The following is a 16,859-nucleotide window of genomic DNA, read 5'->3' as shown; positions in this document are numbered from 1 at the left end:
AACATCACCTTTTTGTTATTGGTTCTGGCGCAAAAGCTGCTCCAGGTCATTTTCCAGATAGACGGAGGCGGACAGGTTGGGGTCGTAGTGCAGGCAGGTCCCTTTATCGGGGCACAGAGGCAGAATGACCGCCTCAGCCAGCCGGGACAGGGTCAGGTTCCGGCCGTAGAGGATGCGGTATTCCTGCTCCAGGGTACGGATGACGTCCAGGGAGCTCTCCAGGCAGGCGCGGGACAGGCGGAACACCGCTTCCCGGCCGCACTCCTCCCGGTAAGAGGGGGTGGCGTAGGGGAGGATGTGGTTGATGCCGGGGAGCATCCCAGGCACCGGGGGATTGGGCCGGCGGACGGTGTTGCCGCCGATGAAGGGGAACAGGGTGGACTCCACAAACCACTGCCGCAGGGTGGGCAGGTAATAGACGCTGTCCACCGGCCGCTCCCAGGCGTTCATCAGGTCCTTGCCGTAGCCGGACAGCACCCCCACCAGCACCATCCGGATAGGGACCCCCTCCCGGCGGAAGATGGGGTCCAGGGCCTTGAAGCGGAAGCCTGGGTGCATAAGGTCGTCCACCAAAATGACCGGCCGGTCAAAGGACTTGATGGTGCGGATCTGGCTGGCGATGGGGGCGTAGTAGGGGAAGGGCTCCATGACGCTTTCGGACAGATCGGGGGAGAACACCTTGTCCGTGTGGATGGTTTTGGTCACGGTGTTGGGCACCATCTTGCCCCGGAGGAGCTTGCCGTAGGGCACGCACATGTTTTCGCCCAGCACCCGCGGGGAGGTGGGCACAGCGGGGACATTATTATAGGCGGTGATCTTTTCCAGAAGCCGCTGGTGGATCATATCGGCGGACAGGGTGAGCACCACCGAGCCGGGATAGAGCTGGGCCAGGGCGGCCTGGATGCGCCGGTGTCCCCGGACCACAGCAGACAATACCCTGGGGTTTCGGTTGAGGGGGTCCTGGATGGTCGTTTCCAGATTTTGAATCAGGACGGTGGGGGCGTGCATATCCGTCTCCCAGATGGGGAGCGCTCCCTCCCGAGCGGCAAAGCCAAAGCGGGAGAGCACATCCTCCAGCAGGGGGGAAATGGTGTTGTCATAGGGGGCATAAATGGCGTAGACACAGGACTCCTCCAGGGCTTTGGCCAGCAGCTCACACAGCAGAAGCTGATGGTAGTCCTTGTGCCGGTCGGAGGTGTCGGCAGCCAGAGAGGTGACCATCAGCACCTTGCCCGAGGCGCGCAGACGGATGTGGTTGGCCAACTCCGTATCCCCCAGAGCGGCAAAAAGCTGGGAGGTGGACAGGGAGCGGTAGCTCACATAGCCCAGTGTGGCGTGGGAGTGGCTGTGACGCAGTACGAGGACGCTGTCCCCCTGCTGGGCGATGGCCGAGCGGAGGACCTCCCGGTCCGGCTGACCGGCAGTGAGGCTGTCCAGCAAAATGGGGTCGGGGACCCCCAGCCACTGAAACTCCAGCTCGCCTGCATCCAGCATGGGCTTGTTCTGACTGTCCCGCAGGTACAGGCCATTTTGATAGATGAAGTCCTGAATGACTGGGTCCACCAGACTGGAAATATCCCGGTTCAGGTCCACATTTTCCCGGATACGGGTGGAGCTGATGTCCTTCAGATGGGAGGGCAGCTGCAGCCGGATCACATCGCCGGTGATGGGCAGGTCACGGGGCAGTTCCTTTTCCCCCGCCCGGCGGAAGATGATGTGGTTCATCCGGTGGATGGAATAGGGCCGGGAGGGGGCCTGGTAGGAGGAGGCGTTGGCCACCACGTCGCTGCCCACCACGATGTAGACCTCCTGGCCGGGGAAGAGCTCCAGCAGATGGCGCAGGTTGGCGGGGTTGGCGATGTTCACGGGGATGTCATCGGGGAACAGGTGGATATGGAAATCCCCCGCCACCGACATGTTGACGATCTGCCGGCGGATCAGGTGAGGCTGGGCCTTTTTGGACCAGGAGAACTCGTCCACGGCCAGATAGACCTCAAAGCCCAGACTGCGGATGGCGTGGACAATGCCCTTGTGAGACAGGGTGAAGGGGTCAAAGGTGCCGGGGAAGAAGGCGATCTTCCGGGGGGTCTCAAAGGTAAAGGGACCGTGATCCAACCGCCGCAGGGCAATAAAGCGGTTGATGTGGGCCAGGGCGGCGGCCCGGTAGAAGAAGGTGAGCCCATCCTGCCGGGGGGATTCCTGGATGAGGAACAAGAGCTTGCGGTAACACAGGGAGAACAGCCGGGCTTTCTCCTCCATGCTCAGCTGGGGGGAGCTGAAGAGAAGCTTACCGATGACCAGCAGGGCCTCCTGGCGCACGGCCTCCCGGTAGTGGGCCAGACCCTGGAGCAGAAGCCCCAGCAGCTCCTGGCGCCGGGCCTCATAGGCGGCGGTGTCCTCGGAAAAGCGCTCCCGGTAGGCGGGGTAGTGCTGGAGCAGGATGCCCACGGTGTTCAGAGCTCCGGCCACAGCGGAGTTATTGGGGGAACCCAGCAGGGACTTGAGCCACAGCACCTGCTCGTCCAGCTCGCTGGGGTGGAGGTAGAGGGCAGCCTCCCCCAAATACTGGGGGATGTATTTGGAGATCTGGTACTGGCCCATCTCCAGGCCCTTGCCCAGCTCCACCACCACCTCGTTGCGCTGGTCCCGGCGCAGGGAGGCCAGGGTGCGCACCAGGGCGGAGCCCGCGGTGTGGCGGACTACCACCCGCTCAGACACCTTGACCAGGTTGGAGAAGTGGGTGGCGATGTGGAGGATGTGGGCCTGGGCCCCGTGGTCCACCTGGTCCCGGAGCAGGTCCACACCGGCCACCTTGACGATCCAGGGGGTGGCGATCTTCAGGTTGTCCAGGAACACCTCGCTGGTGATGTCCGTCTGGTAGAGCAGCTCCTCCAGGTCGGACACATCCTCCCCCGCCCGGCGCAGGATCTTGCTCTTTAAAAACACGGTGGTCAGCTGTGTCCCCTGGACGCTCCGGGCGATTTCCACGATCCGGGCCATCTGGGGGTGGGAGCGGGGGATATTGCGCTCAGTCTCCCGCAGGAACTGAAGGGCAGCGGTGGTGAGGCGCAGATCGTCCGATGCGGCAAAGTGGGCGGCAAAGCGGATGAGCTTCTCCCGTGTCTGCTCCCCGTAGTGCTTGGGGGGCAGGTAGCAGGCCGCATCCAGCAGGGTAAAGGCGGTGTCCGCGTCGGTGTGCTCCGGGTCGTCGTAGTAGTGCAGCAAAGCCCCCAAAAACCGGGGGATGTCCCCGGCACGGGCGTGGAGCAGCATGGACTCCACCACCAGCTTCAGGGTGTAGCCGATGTGGCTGCGCTGCTGCTGGGTCGTCTTGTGGTCGGGGAAGATGATCATGTCCAGATACTGGCTCCACAGGGTAAAGGGGACCTCCTCCGCCGGGTCGTTCTGGGCGTCGGCGGGGACCTCCTTGCGATAGACCAGGTGGAAGCGGGCGATGATCTGGCCGATGAGGGCGCCGGCCTGGCGGCGGATGTCGCCCTCACGGTGCATCAGCAGCTCATAGAGGAAGGTGAGCGCCTGGGTCTTTTGGCGCACCGACAGGTAGGTGAAGTACTCCTCAAAGACGTTGAGGTAGGCACGCAGCTGCTGCCAGCTCTTCACCGAGCGGGCCTCTTCGATGATATTGCCGAACTTCTGCTCGTTGGAGAGCATGTGCATGAGCTGAAGGTTGTGCTCCACCGACAGGAGAATGAGGCTGTTGAGAGTCTCCTGGGGGTTCATGAGGGCGGTGTCCTTGTGGGGCAGAGGGGGCTGGAGCTGCCCGGTGAGATCCACGTCCACCCCCAGGGAGCGCATGTAGTCCTCAAAGTCGTGGAGCTTGCCGTAGACAAATTCATACCGGCGGCGCTTTTTGGAGTCCACATTGTCCAGCTTGGACAAAATCACCTGGAAGGATTCGTCCAGGGGGAAGAGAACGGTGATCTCATTGCCGTCCTTGTCCCGCTCCTGCTTGGAGCGGAAGTCCGCGTAGATGAGCAAAAGGGACTCCACGGACAGGGATTCCAGCTCCAGATCCCAGGTGGAGTGGTTGGAGGCAATGTGGCTGATGGAGTCCATGTTCCGCTCCAAAAGCCACTGGTCCGTGTAGTAGTAGTGAAGGTAGGGCACCCGTTCCCCCGGCCGGCAGCCGAATTTCCCCACGTCGTGGGCAGCGGCAGCGCCGGAAATGAGGGCCAGGTCCACCTCCACTCCGGCCTCCTTCAGGCCGCGGGCGGCGGTCATGGCGATGTAGTGGACCCCGGAGATGTGGCTGAGGGTTTTAAAGGGGGTGAATTCCAGCCCCAGGCGCATAAGCTCATAGAGAAACTCCTCCCGCCAACACCAGAGGAAACGGCGGTATTCCCGGCCCAGGTCATAGGAGGAATATTCCTCCTCGGTGAGGAACTGAAAGTCCATCATGGGATCGAAGGGCAGGGCGGCGCGCTCATGGTCCAGCAGGATCTGCAGGACTGTGAGATAGAACCGGGCGCCCGCCTCGTAGGGCTGGGCATCTGGGACAAAGCCGTTTTGCGGGAACATGGTGCGGCAGATGTATTGGTAGCAGAAGAGGCCCCAGCCCTGCTGGGGCGGCTGGGGACAGAGCTTGTCCAGAATCGGGGCGCATACCTGTAAAATCTGGGTGCAGCTCAGGCGGGCGCGGATGGGAAAAAGCGCGGAGAGACCCTCCGACCAGCCGGGGGTTTTGGTCAGGGCCATGGCGGCCCGGCGGCTGGAGACGGCGGTAAATTTTCGGGAGACCAGGGCCTCCACAATTTCCCGGTTAAGCTGCCGGATCAGTTTATCGTTCACGGATACCACCTCAGCTTGTTACAAAAGTGGGGACGAGGCTATACTTACATTTAGAATAGCACATTTTTTCCCCGAAGAAAAGGAAGAAACAGGCCCCGGAAGGAATTGTTCCGGGGCCTGTGCCATTTGCTATCTGATTTTTCCCAATATGCGCAGGCTGACCACCCGGCCCATGACCGCCCCCAGCAGCAGAATGTTGCAGCACAGGTAGAGCCACACCAGCAGAATGATCAGCGAGGCCAGGGAGCCATAGACCAAAGCGTACCGGGAGGAGATGCCGATAAACCAGGAGAACACCACCGACGCGGCCACGATGGCAAAGGAGGCTACCAGGGAGGAGAGGAGCACCACCACCCGCCGCACTTCTCCACGGGGGGTGCCGGTACGGTAGACGATGAGTACCAGCACCATGACAAAGCAGAAAAGAAGCAGGTAACGAAGCCATACCCACAGCTTAGACAGGGCCTCCAGGGGGAGCAGCCGGGCGATATAGTCAGGCAGGTGGGACTGAAGGAGGGTAAAAAACCAGTCGCCGGTGAAGATGACCACCACGGAGAGATAGACCGTGAGCAAAAAAAGCAGGGACAAAATCACGCTGGCGGCCAGGCGGCGGAAGGGGTGGACCACCTCCCGCTCGTAGAGCTGGTCCATGGTGAGCAGCAGGGTGCGAAGCCCCGCGGAGGCAGAAAAGAGGATGGTAAACAGGCTGGCCAGCAGCAGGGCGGGAGACTGGATGTCCGCCACATAGGAGAGGTAGTCGGACATAATAGTCAGCACACCTGCCGGGAGCAGCTGATCCAGCGTGGTGAGAAAATGCTCCAGATCCAGGTGGAACAGGCCGATGAAGTAGTTGACGCATACCAACAGGGGGAACAGCGTGAGAATTAAAAAGTAGGACAGGGCCGCCGCAGACCGGGATACCCCCACCCGGCCATAGAGGTCGGCCATCTCCAGCGCGAAGGAGACGGGGGAGAGAGAAAGCCATTTTTTCACCGGGCGGACCTCCTTTCCAATAGCAATATATTCTATTATACCAGATTTTTGCCGGGAAAAGGAGGGAAAAAGGCAACGAAAAAAGCCGTCTGCAATCAGACGGCTTTCCACGCGATCAATATAATCAGGCCAGCTTGTTCAGCTTGATGGTCATATTGCTCTTCTTGTTGGCGGCATTGTTCTTGTGCAGCAGACCCTTGGCAGCGGCCTTATCCACAGCCTTGACGGCCACCTTGTAAGCGACATCGGCCTCGCTGCGGTTGCCTTCCGCCACCGCGGCCTCAAACTTCTTGATGTCGGTCTTCAGCGCGGACTTCGCGGCCTTGTTCTGCGCAGCCTTGGTCTCGGACACCAGCACGCGCTTCTTGGCAGACTTAATATTCGGCAAACCAAACACCTCCTCCGATTTTCATCGTTAAATTAGGCGCAATGCGCCTGTGCAGATTTGTATTTTACCATTGGTTCAAGAAAAAATCAACCGTTTTTTCAAAAAAATTTTTGTCTGCGGGATAGTTTTCCTGCTGCGGCAAAAGCTAGGGGTAAAGCGGGAAGCATTCCACAAGATATGGGATTAGGAGGAACTGACATGCAGATACGCCGCACAGACCTGGCCCTGGAGGCCAGGGAGCTTTGGCAGGAGAGTGCGGGAGAGACCACCAGGCTCTCCGGAGTGGAGGCCCACGATGGCCTGCGGGACGGTATCCCGGTGACCACGGTCCGGGTACTGGATGAGCAGGGGGAACAGGCCCTGGGCAAGCCCAGGGGCTGCTATGTCACCCTGACTTTGGAGGGGCTGGAGCGCCGGGAGGAGGACATTTTTCAGCGGGCAGTCCAGGCGGTGGCGGGGGAGCTCTTTGAGCTGATGAAGGACATTCCGCCCCAGGGGCTGGTGCTGGTGGCCGGGCTGGGAAACCGGTCCATCACCCCCGACGCGGTGGGACCGAAGGTCCATGAGCAGACCCTGGTCACCCGCCACCTGGTCCAGCGTCTGCCCCAGCAGTTCGGGGCCCTGCGGCCGGTGGCCTCCCTGGCGGCCGAGGTGCTGGGCTCCACGGGGGTGGAGAGCGGGGAGGTGGTGCGGGCAGTGTGTGAAAAGATCCAGCCCGCCTGCGTCATTGCGGTGGATGCCCTGGCGTCCCGGTCGGTGGAGCGGCTGTGCCGGACTATCCAGCTCTCGGACACGGGGATCACCCCCGGCTCGGGGGTGGGAAACCACCGCCTGGGGCTCAATCGGCAGACCCTTGGAATTCCGGTCATAGCGGTGGGCGTGCCCACGGTGGTGGACGCTGCCACACTGGCTGCCGATTTGATGGGGACCCAGGAGCTTCCCCGGCTGGGCCAGGGACAAGAGCTGTTTGTGACCCCCAAAGACATCGACAGTCAGGTGGCCGATCTGGCCAAGGTCATCGGCTATGGCATAAACCTTGCCCTCCAGCCCGGAATGACGGTGGAGGAGCTGGAACTGCTGCTCAGCTAGCTATCCAAAGGCCAGAAAGAAAAAAATAATGGCCAGGTTAAAGGCATAGACCACCAAAAACCAGAAAAAACGGCTGCGAAATCCAGGGTGCAAACCGCTCACCTCCTTTTTGTCCGCCTTCTAGTGTAGTAACAGGGCGGGGATGAATATACCGGGAAAAATGGGACAGAATAACGGTAATATTTGGGCAGAACGCGAAAGGATGTGATCGTATGGTGAAAGGGATTACCCGCCAGGTCATTTTAGTGAAATCTCCCGATCCCCGTCTGTTTGAGGAGGCCATCTTTATTGTCAAGGAGGAGGCTCTGGCGCGGGAAGGGGTCAGCGCGGAGCGGGTGCTGAAAGAGGCGCGGCAGGCTGCCGACGGCTATCTGAAGCAGGGAAAGGCCTGGAACCGGCGCCTGGAACGGCTGCCTGGTGCGGCCTGGGCAGCGGTGGGCGCCGTGGCAGCCTCGGCGGGCTGGTGGCTGTGGCTGTTTGCCCTGTAACCCCAGCGGGAGGGGAGCATAGAATGGTGTGGAAGGGGGCAGCGGCAGCCCCTTCTACCTCCTTTGTATATACGGTGACTGTACCAATGAGCCGGATTTTTTTATTTCCTCCTTATTCCATGGACCCTGACGACCCGGTCGTCAGGGCCTTTTTTTGCGGGTTTAAGAAAACCTTAATGAAATCCTCATAATTCCTTTAGAGGAAATATCGCAGCTGTATGGTATGCTTCCATACAGTTTAAGGGAACACGTTCCCAAAGGAGTGAATGAGCATGGCGCAGCGGATGAAGACGACGTTGTGTGCCCTGGCTCTGGCGTTGGCGCTGCTGGCGGCCTATGTACAGGAGTGCAGCTGGACGGGAGAGCCGGTCATGGAGCAGAAGTCCGTGGAGACTGCAATTATGGTAATTTCCCTGCCTTGACATGTGGGAGAGCGAAGGAGGAGCACGATGGAGGAAATATTAGCGGTAACCGATTTGAAGAAAATTTATGGACGGGGCGGGGCGGTGACCTGTGCCCTGGACGGGGTGTCCCTGTCTTTGGAGGCAGGAGAATTTGTGGGGGTCATGGGGCCTTCGGGGTCCGGAAAGACCACCCTGCTCAACTGTGTGTCCACCATCGACCGCCCCACGTCCGGGTCCATCATCATTGATGGCAGGCAGCTCACCGGCCTGAAGGGCAAGGAACTGGCCAAATTCCGCCGGGAGCGGCTGGGCTTTATTTTTCAGGACTGCAACCTGCTGGACACCCTCACCGCGGGAGAAAACATTGCTCTGGCCCTCTCCATCACCGGGGCCCCGGCGGGGCAGATCCCCGGCCGGGTGCGGGAGATGGCCGGGCTGCTGGGGATCGAAAACTGCCTGGAGAAATACCCCTATGAGATGTCGGGAGGCCAGCAGCAGCGCTGCGCTGCCGCACGGGCCATGGTGACCCACCCGGCCCTGGTGTTGGCCGACGAGCCCACCGGGGCACTGGACTCCAAAGCGGCCCGGCTGCTTCTGAACTGCCTGGAGACCTTGAACCGGGACCTGGGGGCCACCATCCTTATGGTCACCCACGATGCCTTTACCGCCAGCTGCTGCGGGCGGGTGGTGTTTCTCCGGGACGGGCAGATCTTTTTGGAGCTGAAGCGCGGCGAGGATGACCGCCGGGCCTTCTTCCAAAAGATCATCCGGGTGGTGACGGAGATGGGAGGAGAGATGGCAGATGTTCTCTAAACTGGCCATACGCAATGTGCGCCGGTCCTTCCGGGACTATGGGGTCTATTTTCTCACCCTCACCTTCGGGGTATGCCTGTTTTATACCTTCAACGCCGTCAAGGGGCAGGGGGCCATGGCCTATCTGGCTCAGCGGGAGCACCCGGCGGTAGCGGTCATCCAGATTCTGGTGGATGTGTTCTCCGTGTTTGTGGCGGTGGTGCTGGCCTGTCTCATCCTCTACGCCAACCGCTTTCTCCTGCGCCGGAGGAAGCGGGAGCTGGGGACCTATCTGCTGCTGGGCCTGTCCCAGGGGCAGGTGTCCAGGCTGCTGTTTCTGGAGACCGGGGTCATCGGCCTTGTGTCCCTGGGGGCCGGGCTGGCGCTGGGGGTGCTGGCCTCCTTTGGCCTGTCCGCCCTGACCCTGTCCATGTTCCAGATTGATCTGGCGGGGATGCTGGCCCTGAACTTTTCTGTCCAGGCGGCGGGGAAAACGCTGCTCTCCTTTGGCCTTATTTTTCTGCTGGTGATGGTGTTCAGCGGGGTGCGGGTGTCCCGGAGCCGGCTCATAGACCTTATCTACGGCCAGCGGAAAAATGAGGTGCTGAAGGTGCGCTCCCTCACTCCGGCGGTGATCCAGCTGGCGGCGGGGATTCTCTGCCTGGCGGCGGCCTACGCCACCCTGCTCACCTTTGGCATGGCCATTGCCGTGGCGGTGCTGCCCATCTGCATCCCTATGCTGGCCCTGGGGACGGTGGGAACGCTTTTGATTTTCCGCTCCCTGTCCGGCTTTGTGATGAAGCTGGTCCAGGGGCGGCCCAGCCTCTACTACAAGAACCTGAACCTGTTTACCCTCCGCCAGTGGCTGAGCAAGGTGCACACCACCTACCTGGCCCAGACGGTGGTATGTATTCTCCTGCTGCTGGCTATCGGCATTACCGCAAGCTCAGTGGGCCTCAACAACACCATTGCCTCCCAAAGCAGCTACCAGGCCCCCTTTGACATCACAGTCCAGAACCTCTCCGGAGAGGAGGAGCTGGTGGATGTTGACCAGGTGCTGGGCGATGCGGGCTTTGATACCAAAGAGAAGCTCTCCTGGAGCTACAGCACCGTGTTTTATTATAACGACCCTGAGGTGACTGGCTTTGAAAACGCCAGCGCGGCCCTGCGGGTGTCCGACTACGATGCCCTGCGGCTGCGGCAGGGGAAGCCGGCCTACAGCGGGCTGCTGCCCCACCGGGCGGACCAGCTGGAGGAGGAGCTCACCACCGGCAGCCTGGGGCTGAGCTATGTGCTCATCCCCGATGAGATGGCCCAGAAGCTCTCTCCCTGCCGCCAGATCTGGTCGGCGGACTATGCGGGCGATCCGGAAGCGACGGAAGAGGAGCTCATGGACACCATCCAGTCTCTGGATGTTTCCTTTGCCTCTTGGATCACCACCCGGCTTAACATTTACCAGGATCTGATGGGCAGCAAAATGCTGGCGTTGTTCCTGGGGCTCTATCTGGGCTTTACCTTCCTGCTGGCTGCGGCGGCGGTGCTGGCCCTGCAGCAGCTGAGCCAGGGGGCGGACAACGCAGGGCGGTATGCCCTGCTGCGCCGGCTGGGCGCGGAGGAAACGCTGGTGGCCCGGTCGGCCACCCAGCAGGTGGCTTTGGCCTTTCTGCTCCCCCTGCTCCTGGCGCTGGTCCACAGTGTGGTGGGCATGAAGGCGGCCAACGATCTGATCGCCACGGCGGGAAAGGTGGACAGCGTCTCCAGCAGCGCGGTGACCGCCCTGGTGCTGGTGGTGGTCTATGGAGGCTACTTCCTGGCCACGGCGCTGGCCTGCCGCCGGATGGCAAAAAGTGCATAACCAGGTGCGGGATGGACCGGGGAAACTCATGTTTCCCGGTCCATCCCTTTCATTTTGAGGAAAGGACAGGGGGCAAAAGGCCTCAAATTTGTGGAAAAAATCTCTATGCAGACCGGGACGGAATGATTATAATAATACGGTTCTTTGGAAAGGTATGAAAGAGGCGGGGCGGTGTCCCTGCAAAGAAAGGAGAAGCTATGACCAAAAACTTAACGGTGGGCAGCCCTATGCGGCTGATCGTGGGCTTTGCCCTGCCCACCCTGTTCGGTATGCTCTTTCAGCAGTTTTATAACCTGGTAGACACCATGATCGTGGGTAAGCTGCTGGGGGCGCAGGCTCTGGCCGCTGTGGGCTCCACAGGCTCCATCAACTTTTTTGTCATCGGCTTCTGCATGGGCGTGTGCAACGGCTTTGCCATTCCGGTGGCCCAGCGGATGGGGGCCAACGAGCCGTCCAAAATGCGCCGGTATGTGGCCAACGCCGCCTACCTGGCTGTGCTCTTTGCCCTGGTGCTCACCGTGGCCACGGGGCTTTTGTGCAAGGACATCCTCACCCTGATGCGCACCCCCGCTGATATTTTTGCCAACGCCAATGCCTATATTTTTGTGATCTTTATGGGCATTCCCGCCACCTTCCTCTATAATCTCCTGGCCGGGGTGATCCGTTCCCTGGGGGACAGCAAGACGCCGGTTTACTTCCTGGCCCTGTCCTCCTTCCTCAATATCTTTTTGGACTTTGCCCTCATTTTGTGGTTTGACGCGGGAGTGGCCGGGGCGGCCATTGCCACAGTGGTGTCTCAGGGGATTTCCGGTGTGGCCTGCCTGCTGTACATGCGCCGGGCCTATCCCATCCTGCGCATGACACGGGAGGAGCGCAAGCTGGACCTCCACTCCTGCAAGGTGCTGTGCGCCATGGGGATTCCCATGGGCCTTCAGTATTCGGTGACCGCTGTGGGCTCCATTGTGCTGCAGTCTGCTGTCAATACCCTGGGCAGCGTCTATGTGGCGGCGGTGGCCGCAGGAGCCAAGCTCTTTCAGCTGTTTGCCTGCCCCTTTGACGCCATGGGGGCCACCATGGCCACCTACTGCGGGCAGAATGTGGGGGCCTGCAAGCTCGGCCGTCTGGGCCAGGGCATCCGAGCCTGTGCCCTGCTGGGCCTGGGCTATTCTCTGATCGCCCTGGTGGCTATGCTGCTCTTTGCCCCCCAGTTTGCCATGTTCTTCCTCAACCCCGATGAGGAGCAGCTGACCCTGCTGGTAAAGCTCACCAGCCAGTATGTCATTACCCTTACCGCCTTCTTCTTCCCCCTGGCTCTGGTCAATATTGTCCGCTTCTCCATCCAGGGCATGGGATACAGCACCTTTGCCATTTTGGCCGGCGTGCTGGAGATGTTTGCCAGAACGGTGGTGGGCCTGTGCCTGGTGCCCATGTTTGGGTTTGCTGCCGCCTGCTTTGCCTCCCCTGCCGCCTGGATCTGCGCGGACCTGTTTTTGGTGCCGGCCAGCATGGCCTGCATTGCCAGGCTGCACAAGCTCTACCCCAGTGTGGAAGAAGTGGAGCTGGAGCTGCGGAAAAATCCAGTGTAAAAGCGAAGCTGCCCGGCCCTGAAATGGGGCCGGGCAAAAATTTTTCAAATTTTGTCACCAAGGGGGGAAAAATAGCATCCCTATTATTAGGTGCGTTATGCGGGTAACATAATTCTTAAAATTTTATAAAAATAAAACGGCGCCCCTTGCCGAAGGCAGGGGGAACCGGTATACTAAACTAGAATGACCATCGGGGAGGGGATGACCCTGGAAGAGAAATATTTGAATGTGCCACGGGAGCGGCGGGAACCTGCCCCGCGCCCCAGACCGGAGGGAAGACGGGCCGAAGAACGTTGGGACGAGCCCCCAAGAAGGCGGAAAAAATCGGCCCGGCCGTCTGCCGCCCGGCAGAAGGCAAAGCCCAGGCGTTCCAGGGCAGCGTCCATCGGTCTGGGCTGCTACAAGGCCCTGGTGGTGGTGTCCGCCCTCATTGTGGCGGCCTACATCGGCCTGCAGCTGATGAGCAAGGCCCCGGAGCAGAAGGTGCCGGAAAACAACACCCCGGACAACAACACTGTGGTGGTGGGCGACGGCAGCGGGGACACCAGCCAGGCGGACCCCAACGCCCTGGAGCGCCGGGAGGGGGTCTATAATATCTTCCTGGCGGCCACGGACGTGGAGGGGTTCCGTACCGACACCATGATGGTGCTCAGCTATGACACCGTGGAGCAGAAGGTGGGCGTGGTCTCCATTCCCCGTGATACCATTACCCAGCGGGAGACGGGGAAGAACCCGAAGCTGGTTTATGGCTCGGGCGGCGTGGAGCGGCGGATCGAGGAAATCTCCGATATGCTGGGGATCGTCATTGACGGGTATGTGAAAGTGGACATCAACGGCTTTATTGCCCTGGTAGATTACCTGGATGGGGTGGACTTTTATGTCCCGGTGGATATGAACTATGACGACCCCGTTCAAAACCTGCACATCCACTATCAGAAGGGCATGCAGCACCTGAACGGCCAGCAGGCCATGGAGGTGGCCCGGTACCGCCATGACAATAACAATCCCGATGGCACCCCCGGCCCCAACCAGGACTATACGGATGTGGGACGGACCAAGACCCAGCAGGAGATTCTGATTGCCCTGGCCAAGAAGGTGCTGGCCTGGGACAGCCTGACCAAGATCAACGGCTTTGTGGAGATCTTCAACCAGTATGTGGAGACCGACCTCACCCTGAACAACATGCTCTTCTTTGCCCAGAAGGCCGTGGACCTGGATGTGAACAGCGGCGTAGAGACCGCCACCCTGGAGGGGCGGGGCGATGCCATTTACCAGGGTTTCCTCTGGTGCTTTGAACTGGATGAGGAAAAGACCGTTGAGACGGTGAACCGCCTCATTAACCCCTATGGCCGGGCGCTGACGGCGGAGGATATGAACCTTATGCCGGCAGACAGCTACTATCAATATTAGGAAAGAACCCCCGCAGCCTGTTTGGCTGCGGGGGGATTTTTTCCACAAAACAGGCCGGACATGTGGAATATTTATTCCACGCCTAGGGTCTGGATGAGCAGGTTGCGCAGGGAGATGGCGCTCTGGCGGTTCATGACGATGGAGGCCACGGGATCGGCGGCGGGGGTGGAGATGTTCTCCATGCCCTTGGAGGTAAAGGTGATGGCGTTCTCCATATATTTATAGGCAATGTCCAGGGTGACCTCCAGGATCTCCCCGTCTTTGTCGGATACCTTGCGGATGCCGAAGGAATTGGCGTATTCAGGCTTCATGTTGTGAAACTCCTTTTTCGTAAAATGTGGTGGTATAGCAGAGCGCCTCGCTCTGTCCCGGCGTCAGGCGGCGGATGCCCGTCTTGTCCCGAAGCTCCCGGCCCATAAAGATGCCGTCTGGGAGGGTGGACCAGGGCTCGATGCACACATACCCCGTGTCAAAGGGCTTTGCCTGGGTCCAGAGCCCCAGATAGGGGAAGTCCGGGAAGGTGAGGCCCACTCTGGGATTGCCCTGACGGTCGCACAGGAGGGCCTGAGCCTGGGGCGGGGTGTCCAGAATCATGGTGTCCAGGCCAAAGGTGGCAGGGGTGAGGGGCAGAGCGGAGTTTTGCAGCGCGATCTCCTCCCCCTTCGGGGTGAGCATGAGGTCCTTGTCCATGCCGTAGAAGCGGACCTTGTCCACACCGGGCAGGCGGACAGAGTAGTCGGCCATGGTGAGCCCCTCCCCTACCGGGACCCGGAAGCCGTCGTGGGCACCCAGCTCATAGAGCATCTCCTCCTGGGAGCGGTTCGTGACCCGGTGGGTTTTGGTAAGCTGGTTGTCCTTCAGGGAATACGTTACCGTCAGGGTAAAGGCAAAGGGGTAGACTGCACGGGTCTGGGGGGTATCGGTAAGCTGGAAGGAGACATGGTCCCCTGCCCGCTCCACCACCTCAAACGCCATATCACGGGCAAAGCCGTGGGTGGAGATGGTGTAGGGTGTGCCGCGGAGCAGATAGGTGCTGTCTTTCAGCCGACCGATGAAGGGAAACAGAATGGGGGCCCGGCGGGCCCAGATGTCTTCCCTCCCCTGCCACAGGTACTCCTCGCCGTCGTTGGCGCGGATGGAGGCGAGCTGTGCGCCCAGGGAATCAATCTCTACGGTGAGCGCATGGGATTGAATGGTAACAATCATGGGTGCGAGCCTCCCTTCAAATGCCGTCCGTCCAGAACCGCTTCCACCAGGGTCTCCCCCTCATAACACAGTTTCAGGGAGAAGAAGGGCGTATCCCGGTGGATGAGATCCAGAAAAATCGCATCCCCCTCCCAGTGGGGAATGCGGAGCAGCTGGTCATAGGGCAGCCACTCCAGCTCCCCCTCGTCGCACTCTTTCAGTGTGCCGGTAAACTGGTCGGCGGTAAAAAGGTGCATATACTCGGTGGGCCACCGGTCGGAGACAAAGGTGACCAGTCCCCGGTACTGGTAGCGGGTAAGGGTAAGGCCGGTTTCCTCCCAGACCTCCCGGAGCAGGCAATCTTCGGGGCTCTCCTTGTCCTCGAACTTTCCGCCGATTCCGATCCATTTGTCCTGGTTCAGGTCATTTTTTTTCTTGACCCGGTGGAGCATCAGATAATCCTCTCCCCGGCGGATGTAGCACAGTGTGGTGTTGATCACAGGCATTCCCCCTTTGTAGGCAGTATAACACGCCCGGCGCCCTGGGGCAACGGAAAAATCAAAGCGGCGCGGGGAGAACCCCGCGCCGCGGAAATTAGGAAAAGAGCTCCGCATCCATCAGTTCCACCCATATGGTATGGGAAACGCCCTCCCGCAGATAGGTCAGCTCCACCTGGTCTCCGGGCCCCAGCGTTTGCTTGAGCCGCACCAGATCTTGTGTGCTGGAGATGGACTGCCCGTTGGCGGCCACCAGAATATCCTCAGCCCGCAGGCCCTGGGCATAGGCATCGCTGGTGGGGTCCACATCCAGAAGCTCCAGCCCGCCCTCGGGGAGTTGGACAATGGAGACCGTAAAGCCAAAGGCGGCGGTGCGGATCTCCTCTCCGGCGATCAGGTGGTCGGTCACGTATTTCACACGGGTAGACGGGATGGCAAAGCCCAGGGACTCGGCCGAGCCGTCATCGGCAATGATCTTGATGGTGTTGATGCCCACCACCTGGCCGTATTGGTTGAGCAGAGGGCCGCCGGAATTGCCGAAGTTGATGGCGGCGCTGGTTTGGATGAGCACCATGGTGGAGCCGTCCTCCATGGTCATTTCCCGGTCCAGAGCGGAAATGATCCCGTCGGTAAAGGTGCCTCGATACCCCAGAGAGTCGCCTAAGGCGGATACAGACTCTCCGCATACCAGAGCGTTGGAGTCGCCGAATTCCGCCGCAGGCAGGCCGTCCACATCAATTTTCAGCACGGCCAGATCCTCCTGGGCGCTGAACCCCACCAGGCTGGCGGGGAAGATGCGGTTGTCACTCAGCTGGACGCGCACATCGTTGGCCCCGGCCACCACATGGGCGTTGGTCACGATGTAGCCGTCGGAGGAGAGGATCACCCCGCTGCCGGAGCTGAAGTAGACGTCGGAGTAGGCCTCGATAGAGACCAGGGACTCAATGGCCTTGCTGTGGACCTGGGAGAGGGACAGAGCCTCGCCATGACTCTCATTCAGAGTGAGGGTAAAGCCGGTGCCCGTCTCAGCCTGGGGAATATCCGGGGGCTGGTTGGTGTTCTGGGTCTCCTCCCGCCGGTAATTCTCCTCAGAAAAGGGCTGAGAGGAAAACAGGGAGGCGGGAGAGAAATACTGGTCCAGAAAAATGGTTACCGCACACAGGGACAAAACCAATACCACAAGCCCTGTGACCCACGGCCACCGGGGCCCCCGGCGCCGGGTCCGAAGGACGGGGCGGGACGTCTTTTGGCGGGGAAGGGGAATTTGTACCGGCGGAGGGGGAGAAAAAACCGGGGAGGGCTGTTCCCAGGGACCGCCCTGCCACAGATCGTTTTGATGATGATGCTCCATACATTTCCTCCC

Annotated in this window: 14 protein-coding genes; 7 read left to right on the top strand and 7 right to left on the bottom strand. The window is 60.5% G+C overall.

Features of this window, described 5'->3' with window-relative positions; genetic code table 11:
* Positions 1 to 15 precede the first annotated feature (15 nt).
* From ACTQ3R_RS01470 to rpsT, 3 genes are all read right to left on the bottom strand, one after another.
* Positions 16 to 4,809, bottom strand: a complete 4,794-nt coding sequence (locus tag ACTQ3R_RS01470) for a nicotinate-nicotinamide nucleotide adenylyltransferase (protein ID WP_441777463.1) — start codon at positions 4,807 to 4,809, stop codon at positions 16 to 18.
* A 129-nt stretch (positions 4,810 to 4,938) separates the two neighbouring features.
* A complete protein-coding gene (locus tag ACTQ3R_RS01465; protein WP_441777464.1) occupies positions 4,939 to 5,802 on the bottom strand; it encodes a YihY/virulence factor BrkB family protein in 864 nt (287 codons plus the stop codon).
* A gap of 124 nt (positions 5,803 to 5,926) precedes the next feature.
* Positions 5,927 to 6,190, bottom strand: coding sequence for a 30S ribosomal protein S20 (gene rpsT, locus ACTQ3R_RS01460; protein ID WP_441777465.1), 264 nt, complete (start codon positions 6,188 to 6,190; stop codon positions 5,927 to 5,929).
* Positions 6,191 to 6,388: 198 nt separating this feature from the next.
* Between rpsT and gpr the strand changes: the two genes are divergently transcribed.
* The 7 genes from gpr to ACTQ3R_RS01425 all read left to right on the top strand — a co-directional run bounded on the left by gpr (position 6,389) and on the right by ACTQ3R_RS01425 (position 13,814).
* Entirely contained in the window at positions 6,389 to 7,279 is an 891-nt protein-coding gene (gene gpr / locus ACTQ3R_RS01455; protein WP_441777466.1) for a GPR endopeptidase, read from the top strand.
* 212 nt (positions 7,280 to 7,491) lie between these two features.
* Complete coding sequence (locus tag ACTQ3R_RS01450; protein ID WP_441777467.1) at positions 7,492 to 7,767, top strand: translation initiation factor 2; 276 nt, start codon at positions 7,492 to 7,494, stop codon at positions 7,765 to 7,767.
* Positions 7,768 to 8,039: 272 nt separating this feature from the next.
* A complete protein-coding gene (locus ACTQ3R_RS01445) occupies positions 8,040 to 8,189 on the top strand; it encodes a hypothetical protein (RefSeq protein ID WP_441777468.1) in 150 nt (49 codons plus the stop codon).
* 27 nt (positions 8,190 to 8,216) lie between these two features.
* Positions 8,217 to 8,984, top strand: a complete 768-nt coding sequence (locus ACTQ3R_RS01440) for an ABC transporter ATP-binding protein (RefSeq protein WP_441777469.1) — start codon at positions 8,217 to 8,219, stop codon at positions 8,982 to 8,984.
* Positions 8,974 to 10,818, top strand: a complete 1,845-nt coding sequence (locus ACTQ3R_RS01435) for an FtsX-like permease family protein (RefSeq protein WP_441777470.1) — start codon at positions 8,974 to 8,976, stop codon at positions 10,816 to 10,818. Before ACTQ3R_RS01440 ends, ACTQ3R_RS01435 begins: the two co-directional genes overlap by 11 nt.
* A 197-nt stretch (positions 10,819 to 11,015) precedes the next feature.
* Entirely contained in the window at positions 11,016 to 12,404 is a 1,389-nt protein-coding gene (locus ACTQ3R_RS01430) for an MATE family efflux transporter (RefSeq protein ID WP_441777471.1), read from the top strand.
* A 201-nt stretch (positions 12,405 to 12,605) separates the two neighbouring features.
* Positions 12,606 to 13,814 (top strand): LCP family protein, encoded by a 1,209-nt coding sequence (locus ACTQ3R_RS01425; protein ID WP_441777472.1) that lies wholly within the window; start codon positions 12,606 to 12,608, stop codon positions 13,812 to 13,814.
* Between the two features lie 71 nt (positions 13,815 to 13,885).
* Here ACTQ3R_RS01425 and ACTQ3R_RS01420 read toward each other — a convergent pair whose 3' ends face one another.
* From ACTQ3R_RS01420 to ACTQ3R_RS01405, 4 genes are all read right to left on the bottom strand, one after another.
* Positions 13,886 to 14,125 (bottom strand): hypothetical protein, encoded by a 240-nt coding sequence (locus ACTQ3R_RS01420; protein ID WP_441777473.1) that lies wholly within the window; start codon positions 14,123 to 14,125, stop codon positions 13,886 to 13,888.
* Positions 14,115 to 15,020, bottom strand: a complete 906-nt coding sequence (locus ACTQ3R_RS01415) for an aldose 1-epimerase family protein (RefSeq protein WP_441777474.1) — start codon at positions 15,018 to 15,020, stop codon at positions 14,115 to 14,117. Before ACTQ3R_RS01415 ends, ACTQ3R_RS01420 begins: the two co-directional genes overlap by 11 nt.
* A complete protein-coding gene (locus ACTQ3R_RS01410) occupies positions 15,017 to 15,505 on the bottom strand; it encodes an NUDIX hydrolase (RefSeq protein WP_441777475.1) in 489 nt (162 codons plus the stop codon). Before ACTQ3R_RS01410 ends, ACTQ3R_RS01415 begins: the two co-directional genes overlap by 4 nt.
* An 88-nt stretch (positions 15,506 to 15,593) precedes the next feature.
* Positions 15,594 to 16,847, bottom strand: a complete 1,254-nt coding sequence (locus tag ACTQ3R_RS01405) for a S1C family serine protease (RefSeq protein WP_441777476.1) — start codon at positions 16,845 to 16,847, stop codon at positions 15,594 to 15,596.
* Positions 16,848 to 16,859 lie beyond the last annotated feature (12 nt).

The sequence above is a fragment of the Lawsonibacter sp. LCP25S3_E2 genome, from assembly GCF_052117285.1.
GTDB lineage: Bacteria > Bacillota > Clostridia > Oscillospirales > Oscillospiraceae > Lawsonibacter.
The sequence above is the reverse complement of the archived record's forward strand: the minus strand, read 5'-3'. Positions and strand labels throughout refer to the sequence as shown.